The organism is Streptomyces sp. AN091965, from assembly GCF_022698285.1.
Taxonomy (GTDB): domain Bacteria; phylum Actinomycetota; class Actinomycetes; order Streptomycetales; family Streptomycetaceae; genus Streptomyces.
Genome location: NZ_JALDMY010000001.1, coordinates 8515954 through 8531654, shown reverse-complemented (window position 1 = coordinate 8531654; position 15701 = coordinate 8515954). Strand labels below are relative to the sequence as shown.

General features: G+C 74.2%; 1 protein-coding gene. It reads right to left on the bottom strand.

Annotated features, from left to right (window positions below):
* Positions 1 to 53: 53 nt before the first annotated feature.
* Positions 54 to 15653, bottom strand: a complete 15600-nt coding sequence (locus MQV74_RS35375; protein WP_242727178.1) for a non-ribosomal peptide synthetase — start codon at positions 15651 to 15653, stop codon at positions 54 to 56.
* Positions 15654 to 15701 lie beyond the last annotated feature (48 nt).

The window sequence follows — 15701 nt, the reverse complement described above, 5'->3', positions numbered from 1 at the left end:
ATCGGCCGGCGGCCGCCGTCGTCGCCCACCGGCGTCCACCGGCACGCCCTCGTTCACCGTCGTTCTCCGGCGAGATGACGGGCGATGACCTGGCAGATCCCGGTGGCGGGGCCGGGCAGATACAGATCCTCGTGTGCGCCGGGGATGTCGTACTGGTGCAGCGAGCCGTGGACGTACGGGCGCCAGTGCCCGGCGAAGCCGCCCGCGGGCCGCGGCACCGCGTTGAAGAGCAGGGCGTCGCCCCGGTACACGGGTGAGGCGAAGTCCCCGATCAGGCCGGTGTAGTTGACGATCGCGGCGACCGCGGTGTCCACGAACGGCGCGTCGACCCCGCCGGTGAGGTGTTCGGCGAAGTAGTCCCGCACGGCGGCCTCGGTGGGCGGTGCGTGGGCTGCCAGGTGCTCGCCGGGCGCGCTGTCGAGCAGGGCGAGAAGGCCCACCTCGTGGCCGCGGCGCTGCAGTTCCGTGGCCACCGCGTGCGCGAGCGTCCCGCCGACCGAGTGGCCCATCACGTGGAACGGGCCCCGCGGCTGGACGGCCAGGATCTCGTCGGCGTAGTCCGCCACCATCTCCTCGATGGACCGGGGCAGCGCGGCCGACCCGTCGAGCCCCTTGGCCTGGATCCCGTACGCCGGCCGGTCCCGCGGGAGCAGCGCGGCGAGCCCCAGATAGGGCCAGCAGATCCCGCCCCCGGGGTGGATCCACCACAGGGGTTCGCGGTCCCCCCGGGTCCTGAGGGGCAGGACGGGGCCCAGGGGGTCCGTGGGCCCGGCCGGGGCGTCGCCCGCCGCCACGGCCTCGGCGAGTTCGGCGACGGTCGGGTGCTGGAACACGGTGGCGAGCGGTACGTCGGCACCGATCACGACGCGGATCCGGTTGACCAGGCGCGCCGCCGAGAGGGAGTGCCCGCCCAGGGCGAAGAAGCCGTCGTCGAGGCCGACCCGGTCAAGTCCCAGCGTCTCGGCGAACAGCTCGCACAGCAGGCGTTCCCGCAGGGTGCGCGGGGGCCGGCCGGTCGAGGACCGGGCGTAGTCCGGGGCCGGGAGGGCGCGCTTGTCCGGCTTCGCGCTCGCCGTCAGCGGAATCTCGTCGACGACCATGACGACGGCGGGTACGGCGTGCTCCGGCAGGCGCTCCCGCAGGTGGGCCCTCAGCTCGGCCTGTGCCGTCGCGCCGGCCTGATCGGTGGGCGTGACGTATCCGACCAGGCGCTCGTCGCCGCCGGGCGCGTCGACGACGACCACGGCCCGGTCGACCGCCGGGTGCTCAAGCAGGGCCGCCTCGACCTCCCCCAGCTCGATGCGCAGCCCGCGGAGTTTGATCTGGTCGTCCTCGCGTCCGCGGAAGGTCAGTTCGCCGTCCGCGGTCCACGCGACGACGTCGCCGGTGCGGTACATCCGCTCGCCCGCGGGCCCGAACGGGCAGGCCACGAAGCGCTGTGCGGTGAGCGCCCGGCGGCCGAGATATCCGCGCGCCACTCCGGCACCGGCGATGTACAGCTCCCCCGGGACCCCGGCGGGGAGCGGCCGCAGCGCGGCGTCGAGCACGTACACCCGGGTGCCGGGGATGGGGCGGCCGATCGGTGGGATGCCCTCGTCCCCGGTGAGCGGGGCGGTCATGAGGGTGGCCGCGGTGGTCTCGGTGAGGCCGTAGATGTTGACCATGCGCCGTCCCGGTGCCCACCTGCTCACCAGGTCGGGCGGGATCAGCTCGCCGCCGGTCGCGAGCGAGGTGACGGTGGACAGGGCTCCCGGCGGCAGCTGTGCGAGCGCCCCGATCGGGCACATCAGGTGCGTCACGCGGTTCTTCGCGACGGTGGCGGCGAGCACCGGCCCGGCTGTCAGCTCGGCCTCGTCGGCCACCACGAGGGTCGCCCCCGACAGCAGCGTCGTGTAGATCTCGCACAGCGAGACGTCGAAGCTCGGCGACAGCAACTGGAGCATGCGGCTGCCGGACGTCACCTCCAGCCTCTCGGCGTGCGCCGCGACGAGGGCGGCGATGCCCCGGTGCGGGACCGCGACGCTCTTGGGCCGCCCCGTGGACCCCGAGGTGTACAGCACGTACGCGAGGCCGTCGGGGTCGGTGGCGCCGGGGACGGTCACCTCCTCGCCCTCGGGCAGCGGGCGGTCGAGCCGCAGCACCGGTACGGGGAACCGTGACAGCGCCTCGGCGGTGGCGGCGTCCGCCAGGGTCAGGCACGCCCCCGAGTCGGCCATCATGTAGGCGATGCGCTGGTCCGGGTAGCCGGCGTCGACGGGGAGATAGGCGCCGCCCGCCTTGGCCACGGCCAGCAGCGCCACGATCAGCTCGGGTGAGCGCCGGCAGGAGACCGCCACCACCGACTCCGGGCCCACCCCGTGCTGGAGCAGTGCCCCGGCGACCCGGTCGGAGCGGGCGTCGAGGTCCTTGTAGGTCAGCGCGTGCGGCCCGTGCGCCACGGCGGTCGCGTCGGGGCTCGCGGTGACCTGGGAGGCGAAGAGTTCCGTGAGCGTGCCGGGGACCGGCTCGGGCGTCCGTCGGCGCGCGGGGGCGTCCTCGGTGGTGATCGCCCCGATCGGCGTGTGCGGGGCCTCGGCCAGGGTGCGCAGGGCCGCGGCCAGCCGGTTGACGATCTCCGCGGCGGTCTCGGGGGCGAACAGGGCTTGTTGGTACTCGACGACGACGCGCAGGGCGGGGTCGGCGGACGCCGCGACGCCGAGGGGGTAGTGCGTGCCGTTGGGTGAGGTGACTCCGGTGATCGTGATGCCACCGGTGTCCTTCGGCTCGTCGTCCGGCAGCGGACGGGAGGGGTCGGAGGCCTTGGAGGGAGCGGCCTCGAAGACGGCGACGGTGTCGAAGAGGTCGGGCAGGCCCGTCTGCCGCCGGATGTCGGTCAGCGGATGGTGGTGATGGTCGAGCAGCGCGGTCTGCCGCCGCTGGAGGTCGCCCAGGACGTCCTGGAGGGTGGTCCAGGGCGTGCAGGTGAGCCGGACCGGGACGGTGTTGATGAAGAGGCCGACCATCGACTCCACGTCCGCCACGGCGGGGGGACGTCCCGAGACCGTGGTGCCGAACAGCACGTCCCGCCGTCCGGTCAGGCCCGCGAGGACGATCCCCCACACTCCGTGCACCAGGGTGCTGAGGGTGACGCCCATCCCGGCTGCTCTGCGCGGCAGTTCGGCCGCGACGTCCTCGGGCAGCGGGACCTCCAGGCGCCGGGCGGTGCTCTCGGGTGCCGTCGGCTGCGGCTGCCGGGAGGGGGCCAGCAGGGTGGGTTCCTCGACACCGTCCAGCTCCTGTGCCCAGGCGCGGGCGGACGCCTCCCGGTCCCGTCCGCCCAGCCAGGTGAGGAAGTCCCGGTAGGCGGGCGGCGGCGGCAGCGCCGAGGCGTCGCCGCCGGCCGCGTACAACCGCAGCAGTTCGCGCATGAGCAGCGGCACCGACCACCCGTCGAGCAGGACGTGGTGGGCGGTGAGCACCAGGACGGCCGACTCGGTTCCCGTCAGGACCAGGGTGAGCCGGATCAGCGGCGGCGCCGCCGGGTCGAAGTGGGTGGCCGCGTCGTCGGCGAGGAGCCGCCGCAGCGCCCGGTCCCGCTCCGGTTCGGCGAGGTCGCGCAGGTCCGCTTCCCGCCAGGGCAACGTGACGCCGTCCAGGACCAGTTGGACCCACTCGCCCGCGGAGGCGCCCGCGAAGGCGACACGCAGGTTGGGGTGCCGGTCCAGCAGGGCCTGCCCCGCGCCGCGCAGGCGGGCCGGATCCACCGTCCCGGCCAGGTCGTGCACCAGTTGTACGTGGTAGGGGTCGTGGCCGGTGCCGGAGAGCAGGGACTGGAAGAGCAGGCCGGACTGCAGGGCCGTGAGCGGCCAGACGTCCGAGAGCGCGGGGTGGCGCTGCCGCCAGGTGTCGATCTGCGCCTGCCGCACCGCCACCAGGGACACGTCGGCCGGGACGAGCCCGCCCGCGCCGGGCCGGGCGGCGTGGCGCGCCAGTTGGGCGAGGGCGGTGCGCCACAGCTCGGCGAGAGCGCTCACCTCGTCCCGGGTCAGCACCTGGCCCGCGAAGCCGAACCGGGCGGTGAGGCGGGGCCCGTCCGCGGTCTCGGTGACGTACGCGTTCACGTCCAGCGTGGACATCAGGGACATGTCCGGGTCGCACCGCACGGTCAGGCCGACGGCACAGGGGGCCTCGGTCCAGCCCAGGGAGCGCAGGTGCTCGGGCATGTCCGTCGCCGCGAAGCGTCCGAGGTAGTTGAAGGTCACCTGGCCGGAGGGGTACCGCGCCAGCTCGGCGGCGGTCTCCTCGTTCAGGTGGCGCAGCATCCCGTAGCCGAGGCCCTTGTGCGGCATCCGGAGCAGTTGGGTGCGGACGGCCTTGACCACGTCGTCGACGGCCGCGTCCACGAGGGCCGGATCGGCGTCGTGGGCGGCCGGTCGCAGCGCCGTCCCGGGCAGCTCGACGCGGAGCGGGAAGAGGCTGGTGAACCAGCCCACCGTGCGGGACAGGTCGGCCCCCGAGGCGATGGCCTCCTCCCGGCCGTGGCCTTCCACGCGCAGCAGCGTCGAGGGCTCGCTCACGCCGCGCGCCCGGCGCCACCGGCCGAGGGCGAGCGCGAGCGCGGCGAGGAGCCCCTCGCTCGGCCCGCAGCGGAAGGCGGCGGGCACCGTCGTGAGCAGTGCCGTCGTCAGGTCGGGCGGCACCTCCACGTCCAGGCTGTCCGCCGTGGCCTGGACGTCGATGGCCGGGTCGAGGGCCCGGTCGCCGAGGAGCGGGTCGGGGCCGTCCAGGACGGACCGCCACAGCGGCAGCTCCGCCGTCAGCTCGTCCGTCGACGCCAGGTGGGCGAGCGTGCGCGCCCAGTGCCGGAAGGAGGTGCCGACCGCCGGGAGCCGCGGTGTGTCACCGGCCCTGACGCGGTCCCACGCGGCGGCGAGGTCGGGCAGCAGGACGCGCCAGGACACCGCGTCCACGACCAGGTGGTGCAGGGCGACGACGAGCAGCCCCGGGTCGGCCCGGACGAAGCGCGCCATCACGCCTGCCGCCGGGTCGAGCAGGCCGAGGGCGGTGTCCAGCGCGCGCTGGAGGCCGGCCGTGCCGTCGCCGTCGCCGCGCTCGACCCGGGTGACGAGGGCGCGGACGTCCACCGAGCCCGGCGGCTCGACCCGCAGCGTGCCGTCCACGAGGCGGGAGCGCAGCACGTCGTGGTGGTCGACGACCGCGGTCAGCGTGGCGATGAGCCCCGCCTCGTCGATGTCGGCGGGCAGGTCGAGCACGGTGGCCATGGCGAAGCGGTCGATCGTCCCGTGCTCCAGCAGGTACGCCCCCATGGGCGGCAGCGGCAGGGTGCCGAGGCCGCTGTCGCCCGGCTCCGCCGGGGTGCGCGCGAGGGCGGCCCGTTCGTCGGCCCGCGCCGCGAGCTTGGCCACTGTCCGCAGCTCGAACATCTCCCGCGGGGTGATCTCGACGCCCCGCGCCTTGGCCCGCGAGACCACCTGGATGGACCGGATGCTGTCGCCCCCGGCCAGGAAGTAGTCGTCGTGGACGCCGACCCTCTCGATGCCGAGGACGTCGACGACGACGGCGGCGAGCGCCGCTTCCGTCGCCGTGCGCGGCGCCCGGTACTCGACGGCGAGCGCGGTCGGCTTCGCGGCGGCCGGGGCCGGGGCGTCGACCACGCCGAGCGGGGCGCGGGGGTCGGCCACGGCGCCGCGCAGCAGCTCGACGAACCGGTGCGCCAGGTCCTCGACGGTGGCGCGGTCGAACAGGTCGGTCGCGTACTCGACGTAGCCCGTCACGCCGCGTCCGGGTACGTCGACCATGATGAAGGACAGTTCGAGCTTGGCCGTGGCGGTGTCGACGGTGTCCATGGCCGTCCGGAGCCCGCTCAGCTCGAAGTCGCCGTCGGTGACGTGCTGCCAGGAGAACATGACCTGGAACAGCGGGTGGTAGGCGGTGGACCGTTCCGGGTTGAGCAGCTCCACCAGCCTTTCGAAGGGGACGTCCTGGTGGTCGTAGGCGGCCAGGGCGCGGTGCCGCACCTCGTCGAGGATCTCGGCGAACGTGGGGTTCCGCGGTGTCCGGACGCGCAGCACCCAGGTGTTGACGAAGAACCCCACCAGGTCCGTCAGCGCCTCCTCGGTGCGGCCCGCGATCGGGGACCCGATGGTGAGGTCGTCGCCGCAGCCCAGGTCGCGCAGGAGCGCCGCCAGGGCCGCCTGGAGGACCATGGAGGTCGTCGCGCCGCGGGCCGCGGCCAGTTCCTCCACGGCGGTCATCAGGCCGGGGTCCAGCGGGAAGGTGACGAGGTCGCCGCGGTGGCTCATGACGGCGGGCCGGGGGCGGTCGGTCGGCAGGCTCAACGGCTGGGGGACGCCGTCGAGTTCGGCCCGCCAGTAGTCGGCCTGGGTGGCGAGCACGCTCGCCGGGTCGTCCTCGTCCCCCAGCAGTTGCCGCTGCCACAAGGTGTAATCGACGTACTGCACGGGCAGTTCCCGCCACTCCGGCGCGGCGCCGCGCAGCCGGGCCGCGTACGCCGTGCTCAGGTCGCGCATCAGGGGGGCGATGGACTCGCCGTCGCCCGCGATGTGGTGGATGAGCAGCAGCAGTACGTGCTCCTGGGGGCCGCACCGGAAGAGGCGGGCGCGCACCGGGGGTTCGGTCGCCAGGTCGATGAGGTGGACCGCGGCGTCGGCGACGGCGTCGTCGAGGGCCGCGGGGTCGACCTGGACGACGGGGACGTCCAGGGACACCTGGCCGATCGGCAGGATCCGCTGGAAGGGCACCGCGTCGTCGTCCTGCGCCACCAGCGTGCGCAGGCTCTCGTGGCGCGCCACCACGTCCCGCAGCGCCGTGCGCAGGGCGGCGACGTCCAGGGCGCCGTCCAGGCGCAGCACGATGGGGACGTTGTAGGTCGCGGACGCCCCGTCGAAGCGGTGGGCGAACCAGACGCGGTGCTGGGCGGGTGACAGCGGCACGTGGCCGGGCCGCGGCTCGGCGCGGTGCAGCCCGGGGCGTTCCGACGGCCCGGTGGGCAGGTGCTCGACCAGCTCGGCGACGGTGGGCGCGTCGAAGACGGCGCGGATGGGCACGTCCACGCCCAGGGCCACCCGGATCCGGCTGACCAGCCGGGTGGCGAGCAGCGAGTGGCCGCCAAGGGCCGAGAAGTCGTCGTCGATGCCCACCTTCTCCAGGCCGAGGACCTCGGCGAAGAGCAGGCACAGCAGCTCTTCGCGCCGGGTGCGGGGGGCCCGTCCGCGCCCCGCGCCCGCGCCGAGGTCGGGGGCGGGCAGCGCGGCCCTGTCCAGCTTGCCGCTGCTGGTCAGCGGCCAGGCGTCGAGGGCCACGACGGTCGTGGGCACCAGGTGGGCGGGCAGGCGGTCCGCCGCGTGGGCGCGCAGGTCCTCGCCGAGCTGCCGGGGGTTGAACCAGCGCTGCTCAGCGGGTGCGGGGGCGGCCGACGGGATCACGGCCCCGGGGCGGACGGCGTAGAGCGAGTGCATGTCCGTGCCGGCCAGTTGGTCCTCTTGCCGCACGGTGACGTCGAAGCCGTGCTCGCGCAGGAGGCCGCAGATGTGGGCGAGACGCCCTTCGATGTCGTGGACCTCGACGGCCAGCTGGCGGATGAGCGGCCAGTGCTCGGCCTCGATGCCCCGCAGGACGTCCAGCTCGCTCTTCTCCGCGTCGATCTTCAGCAGGTCGATCACCGGGAGGTCGTGGTCGCGTATCACCTGCGAGAGCGTGCGCATCTCGATGTCGAGCCGCTCGCTGTGCAGCCGCTCCGTCAGCAGTTCGGCGAGTTCCGCCTCGTCGAGCCCGGCCCGCTCGCCGTCGTCGCCGACGACCAGCTCCAGCATGCGGCGCTCCTCGCCCTCGTCGGCGAAGCGCCCGGAGAGCAGGGACAGGTCGGGGTAGTAGGTGAACTCGGCGGTGCCGGTCGCGCTGCCGATGCCGCAGTTGGTCACCACGGCGTCGATGCCGTGCAGTTCGGCGTTGAGCTGGAACATCCGGGCGAGTTCGGGGATCGGTTCGAACGCGTGGATCCGGGCGTCGGGCCACTGCCGGCCGACGAACAGCGAGAACAGGCCGACGTGGCCGCCGACGTCGACCACCCGGGCGCCCGGCGGCAGGGTGATCCCGGCCCGGAGGTAGGCGTTGTGCGCGAAGATCTCGTCGTACAGGAACGCGGTGCTGGAGGGGTTGCGGGCGTGGACGGTCATGCCGTTGGGCAGCTCGTGCAGCTCCTTTCCGTCGAGCCGTCCCTCGCGGCGCAGGCGGCACAGGTTGGCCACGGCGGACGCCGTGGCCGGGTCCGGCACCACGTATCCCACCAGCAGGGGTCCGGCGCCGCTCTCGCGGGCGAGGACGACGGCCCGCTCGACGCCGGGGTGAGCGGTGAGCACGCTCTCGATCTCGCCGGGTTCGACGCGCCAGCCCCGGATCTTGACCTGGTGGTCGGTCCTGCCGAGGTAGGTGACCTGTCCCTGGCTGTCCCAGCGGACCAGGTCGCCCGTGCGGTACATGCGCGTGCCCGGCGCGCCGAAGGGGTCGGCGACGAACCGGTCGGCCGTCATCCCCGGCCGGTGGACGTAGCCGCGGGCCAGCTGGTCGCCCGCGAGGTAGAGCTCCCCTGCCATGCCGGGGGCGACGGGGGCCAGGCGCTCGTCCAGGACGTAGAGCCGGGTGTTCCACACGGGGCGGCCGAGGGTGACCGGGCCCGGCCCCGCCGGACACGGCGCGGCGGTGACGTCGACCGCGGCCTCGGTGGGTCCGTAGAGGTTGTTCAGGCGGGCGCCGAGGACGGTGTGGTACTGGTCCCGCAGGGCCGGGGGCAGCGCCTCGCCGCTGCAGATGACCTCGCGCAGGCTGGTGCACCCGGCCGCCGCGGGGTTCTGGACGAAGTCCTGGAGCATCGACGGGACGAAGTGGGCGAGCGTGACCTGGGCCCGCTGGATCAGCGCGGCGAGATACGCCGCGTCCCGGTGTCCGTCCGGCCGCGCCACCACCAGCGTGGCGCCGGACATCAGGGGCAGGAACAGCTCCCACACCGAGACGTCGAAGGTCAGCGGCGTCTTGTGCAGGACACGGTCCTGTGAAGTCACCGCGTAGTGGTCGCGCATCCACAGCAGCCGGTTCACGATGGCGGCGTGGTCGACCGCCACGCCCTTGGGCCGACCGGTCGAGCCCGAGGTGTGCAGGACGTACGCCAGGTTCGCGGGGGTCGCGCGGGTGCCGCGCCCGTCGCTCGCGGGAGCGACCACGGCGTCGGTATCGGTATCGGTATCGGCAGGGTGGTCCGGCTCGTCGACGGTGACGCGGGTGGCCCCGCTCGGGAGCGGCGCGTCCGGCGTCGTGAGGGTGAGCACCGGACGGGCGTCAGCGTGGACGTGGGCGATCCGGTCGGCGGGGTGCTCCGGGTCGACCGGCACGTAGGCGGCGCCGGTCTTCAGGGTCGCCAGGAGGGCGACGACCATCTCCACCGAGCGGGGCAGCATCACCGCCACCACGGTCTCCGGCCCGGCGCCGCGGGCCGCGAGGCGGCGCGCGAGCCGGTCGGCGCGCTCCGTGAGTTCGGCGCAGGTGATGGCCTCGTCCTCGTACCGCACCGCGACGGCCGCCGGTGTCCGGGCGAGCTGCTCCTCGATCAGTTCGGTGAGGGTGACGGAGGGCACCGCGTGGGCGGTGTCGTTCCACCGGGTGACCACCAGCTCGCGCTCGGCCGGGTCGAGCAGGGTGACGCGGCCGACGGGTGTCCGCGGGTCCTCGGCGAACTGCCGCAGGATCCACTGGAAGCGGTCGGCGATGCCGGTGACCACCGCGTGGTCGAAGACGTGCTGCTGGTACTGGAGGACGAGCCGCAGCTGCGGGTCGGCGTCCGCCACGACCGCGAGCGGGTAGTGGGAGCCGCCGTAGGGCGTCAGGCCCGTGACGGTCACCCCGGTGCCCGCGTAGGCCTCGCTGAGGCCGACGTGGTCGATGGGGTACGACTCGAAGACCACGAAGGTGTCGAACAGCGGATTCAGGCCCGCGGCCCGCTGGATGTCGGCCAGGCCCCGGTGATGGTGGTCGAGCAGCGCCGCCTGGCGGTCCTGCTGGCGGGTCAGCAGGTCCGCGAGGGTGTCGTCGGCGAGGCAGTTCACCCGCACGGGCAGCGTGTTGATGAACACGCCCACCATGGAGTCGACGTCGGGGATGGCGGGCGGGCGGCCCGAGACGGTGGCGCCGAACACGACGTCCGAGCGGCCGGTCAGCCGGCCGAGGAGGATCGCCCAGGTGCCCTGGACCAGCGTGTTGAGGGTGATGCCCAGCTCGGCCGCGCGCCGGGACAGGGCGCGGGCCAGGGCGGGGGGCAGCGGGACGGCCACCTGGCCCACGTCGGCTGCGCCGACCGCGGAGGCGCCCGGGGCCAGCAGGGTGGGCCCCTCCACCCCGTCCAGCTCCGCCGCCCAGGCGCGCGCGGCCGCCTCGTGGTCCTGCTCCGCGCGCCACTGGAGGAACTCCCGGTAGCCGCGCACGCGGGGCAGCGCCGAGGCGTCGCCGCCCGTGCCGTACAGCTTCAGCAGGTCGCGCAGCAGCAGGGGAACCGACCATCCGTCGAACAGGACGTGGTGGGCGGTGAAGACCAGCTCCGCGGTGTCCGCGCCCGTCGTCACCAGGGACAGGCGCAGCAGCGGCGGCGACGCCAGGTTGAAGTGGGTGCTGCGGTCGTCCTCCAGGAACCGCTCAAGCTCCGCGCCCCGGTCGGTGCGGCCTTCCTGGCCGCTGAGGTCGAGGTGGTGCCAGGGCAGCTCGATCCGGTCCGATATGACCTGTACATGATCGCCGTCGCCGTTCGGTACGAAGGCGGCGCGCAGGTTCGCGCAGCGATCGAGCAGGCTCTGTCCGGCCGCTCGCATCCGGTCCGGGTCGACCCTGCCGGACAGGTGCAGGACGAGCTGTACGTGGTAAGGGTCGAAGCCCGAACCCGCCAGCATCGCGTGGAACAGCAGCCCGGACTGCAAGGGCGTCAGCGGCCAGATGTCGGCCACCGACGCATGGCGGCGCTCCCACTCCTCGATCTGGGCCTGGCGCACCGTCACCAGCGGCACGTCCGAGGGCGTCAGGCCCCCGGCGCCCGGCTCGGCGACGTGCCGCGCGAGGGCCGTCAGCGCGGCGCACCACAGGTCGGCGAGCTCGCGCACCTCCGGCGCGGTCAGCACCCCGCGGGGGAAGCTGAACCTGGCCGTCAGCAGGGGCCCCTCCTCGGTGTCGGTGACCAGCGCGTTGACGTCGAGCGCGGACAGGGCGGGCATGTCGGGGTCGAGGTCGGCGAGGAGTTCGGCGGTGCCGGGGGCGCGGGTCCAGCCGAGCCCGCGCAGGTTCTCCGGCATGTCGGCCTCGGAGTAGCGGCCGACGTAGTTGAACGCGATCTGGCCGGAGGGCAGCCCCGCGAGCTCGGCCGCGGTGTCCTCGTTCAGGTAGCGCAGGAGGCCGTAGCCGAGCCCCTTGTCCGGGATGCGGAGCAGTTGCTCCTTGACCGCCTTGACGGCGCGGCCCACGGCCGGGCCCGAGGCGAAGGCGCCGTCCGGCGTGCCGTCGCCCGGTGCGGCGCCGTCGTCCGCGTCGGCGACGTCCAGGCGTACGGGGAACATGCTGGTGAACCAGCCCACCGTGCGGGACAGGTCCGCGCCAGGGACCACTCCCTCCTCGCGGCCGTGGCCCTCAAGGCGCACGAGCAGGGAACTCTCGTCGACGCCCCGGGCCCGCCGCCACCGCCGGACCGCGAGGGCCAGGGCGGCCAGCAGGCCGTCGTTGACGCCGCCGTGGAACGTCCGGGGCACGTCCGTCAGCACTGCCTCGGTGACCTGGGCGGGCACCCGCACCCACAGGTGCTCGACGGTGGACATGACGTCCACGGCGGGGTCCGGGCGGCGGGTGCCGAGCACCGGGTCCGGGCCCTGGACCACGGAGCGCCACAGGGGCATCTCGGCGGCCCGGCGCGGCGCCTCCTCCGCCAGCGCGTGCGTCCAGCGGCGCAGCGAGGTGCCCACGTCGGGGAGGGTCGGCGTCCGGTTCTCGCGCACCCGCTCCCACGCCGCCGCGAGGTCCGGGAGCAGGATCCGCCAGGAGACGGCGTCCACCACGAGGTGGTGCAGCACCATCAGGAGCCGCCCAGGGTCGCACCACACGTACTGCGCCATGACTCCGGCCGCGGGGTCCAGGCGGCCGGTGGCCGCGTCCAGTTCGGCGCGGGCCAGGTCCTCCCACGGCCCGTCCCACGTCACGCGGCGCAGCAGGGCGCGGGCGTCCACCGAGCCGGGCGGCAGGATCCGCAGGCCGTCGGCGTCGAGGCGGGACCGCAGCACGTCGTGCCGGTCGAGTACGGCGGCCAGGGTCGCCACGAGACCGGCCTCGTCGATGCCCTCGGGAAGGTCGAGCACCATGGACATGGAGAAGCGGTCGTACCCCCCGCCCAGCTCCCGCATGAACCGGGCCACGGGCGGCAGCGGCAGGAACCCCACGCCGCCTCCGTCCAGCTCCGCCAGGTGTTCGTCGGTGCCCGAGCGCGAGCAGGCCAGCTCCGCGAGGCGCGCCACCGTGCGGCACTGGAAGACCTCGCGGGAGGTCAGCTGGATGCCGTGGGCACGGGCACGGGCGACGACCTGGATCGAGCGGATGCTGTCGCCGCCCCGGGTGAAGAAGTCGTCGTCGACGCCGACCCGGTCCACGCCGAGGACTCCGGCGTACACCGCGACGAGGATCTCCTCCTCGGGGGTGCTCGGGGCGCGGTACTCGCCGCCGGTGAACTCGGGGGCGGGCAGCGCCGCGCGGTCCAGCTTGCCGGTCGGGGTCAGCGGCAGCTGGTCGAGGACCACGAAGGCGGCCGGCACCATGAACTCCGGCAGGCGCTTCACGACGAAGGCGCGCAGCTCGGCGATCGAGAGCCCGGCGGACAGGTCGACGTTCTGGTGGCGCCCGCCGCTGCCGGTGTCGCGCGCGGTGCGCCCGGTCGGGACCACGTAGCCCACGAGGTGGCGGCCGGTGGGCAGGTCGTGCGTGGTCACCACGGCGTGGGTCACGCCGGGGTGCGCGGTCAGCGCGGCCTCGATCTCGGCAGGTTCGATCCGGAAGCCGCGGACCTTCATCTGGCTGTCGTCGCGCCCGACGAACTCCAGTAGGCCGTCGGCGTCCTGGCGGACGAGGTCGCCGGTGCGGTACATGCGCTGCCCGGGGGGCCCGAAGGGGTCGGCCACGAAGCGTTCGGCGGTCAGCGCGGCACGGCCGTGGTAGCCGCGGCCCACCTCGCCGGCGACGTACAGCTCCCCGACGACTCCCGGTGCCACGGGTGCGAGTCCCGGGCCCAGGACGTAGGTGCGCATGTTGCCGAGGGGGGTGCCGATGGGTGAGCTGCTCGACGCGTCCGGCGGGGGCGGGCCCTGGATGACGTGCGCGGTCGCGTAGAAGCTCTCGCTCTGGCCGTAGCCGTTGACCACGCGGACCCCGGGGAACGCCTGCTGCACCTGGCGCACCAGTGACGTGGGCAGCGCCTCACCGGCGAAGACCAGGCTGTCGACCCGGGTGTGCGGGGCGATCTGGTCGACGAGTTCGGCGAAGACCGAGGGCACGGAGCTGATCACGCTGCCGGACCAGCCGCCCCGCTCCCCCAGTTCCAGCACGTCCCGCACGACCTCGACGGTGCCGCCGGTGGCCAGCGTGGTGACGATCTCGAAGACGGACACGTCGAAGCCGATCGACGTGCCCGCCAGCATCCGGGCGCCCGGCCCCAGTTCGAGCGTGGCCGCGAGCCGGGTCACGCCGTTGACCACGCCGCGGTGGGTGATCGCGGCGCCCTTGGGCGTGCCCGTGGAGCCGGAGGTGTACAGGACGTAGGCCAGGCCGTCCGGGTGCGGCGCGGCCACCGTGACGTCCGGGTCCGTGTCCTGGGCCGTCAGGTCCTCCAGGCACACCACGGGGAGGTCCCCCGTCGGCAGCGCACCGGCCGTGCCCGCCTCGGTGAGCACGAACACCGGGCGGGCCTCGGCCAGCACGTGCTCCAGGCGGGTGCTCGGATAGCGGGGGTCGACGGGCAGGTACGCGGCGCCGGACTTCAGGATCGCCAGCAGGGCGACCACCAGGTCCGCCGACCGCGGCAGCGCGAGGGCGACCAGCCTCTCGGGGGCCGCGCCCCTGCGGACCAGGGCGCGGGCGACACGGGTCGCGCGCTCGTTCACCTCCCGGTAGGTCAGCTCGCGCCCGTCGTGGACCAGCGCCACCGCGTCGGGCGTCGCCTCGGCCTGGCGCTCGAAGAGTTCGGGGACGGTCGCCCGCGGTGTCGGGGCCGCGGTGTCGTTCCACCGCGTCAGCAGCACGTGCTCGGCCGGGGTCAGCACGTCCACCGCGCTGATCGGCGCGTCGACGTCCGCGGTGAGCCGGCGCAGCACCCGTACCAGGCGTTCCCCGACGCGCACGACGGTGTCCCGCTCGAAGAGGTCGGTGGCGTACTCCAGGTTGCACACCATCCCCGGGGCGGCGTCGGCGAAGTTGAACTCGAGGTCGAACTTGGCCGTCGGTGTCGCCACGGTCCGCATCGACGCGCGGAGGCCGGGCAGGTCCAGGTCCGTCCGCTGGTTGTTCTGCCAGCTGAACATCACCTGGAACAGCGGGTGGTAGGCGGTGGAGCGCTCGGGGTTGAGGGCCTCGACGAGCCGCTCGAAGGGGGCGTCCTGGTTGTCGTACGCGCTCAGGGCCTTGTCCCGTACCCGGTCGAGCACCGTCCCGAGCGAGGGGTTGCCGCTGAGGTCGGCCCGCAGCACCCAGCTGTTGACGAAGAACCCGATCAGGTCGGCCATGGCGTCGTCGTTGCGGCCCGCGACGGTGGCGCCCATCGTGATGTCCTCGCCCGCGCCCAAGTGGTGCAGCAGGACGGCGAGGGCGGACTGCAGCACCATGGCCGTGGTGACGCCCCTGGCCGCCGCCAGGTCCTCGACGGCGGCCACCAGGCCGGGCTCGATCGCGACGGTCACGAGGTCGCCGCGGCGGCTCGGCCGCGGGGGCCGCGGCCGGTCGGTGGGCAGCCGCAGCTGCTCGGGGGCACCGGCCAGTTCGGCCTTCCAGTACCTGAGCTGGGTGGCGAGCACGCTGTCGGGGTCGTGCTCGTCCCCCAGGATCTCCCGCTGCCACACGGCGTAGTCCCGGTACTGCACCGGCAGGTCCGGCCACTTCGGCTCCTGCCCGGTGACGCGGGCCCGGTAGGCGGTGGTCAGGTCGCGGGCGAGCAGTTCCGTCGACTCCCCGTCGACGGCGACGTGGTGGACCACCAGGACCAGCGCGTGCCGGTCAGGACCGGACCGCAGCAGACACGCGCGTACGGGGATGTCGGTGGACAGGTCGAAGCGGTGGGCCGCCTCCTCCGCCACCGCGGCCTCCAGGTCGTCGGGCGGCACGACCGTCACCGGCACGGGCAGCACGAGGCGGGCCACCGGGACGATCTTCTGCGTGGGCACGCCGTCCTCGTCCTCGATGAACACCGTGCGCAGGGACTCGTGGCGGACGACGACGTCCCGCAGGGCCGCGCGCAGTGCGGTGACGTCCAGCTCGCCGTGGAGACTCACCTCGAAGGGCACGTTGTAGACCGCTGAGGGCCCTTCGAGCCGGTCGATGAACCACAGCCGCCGTTGTGCGAAGGAGATAGGGATCACTACGTCCGCTCCTCGATCGTTCTTGCCACGCGAGCCAGGGCCGGTAGA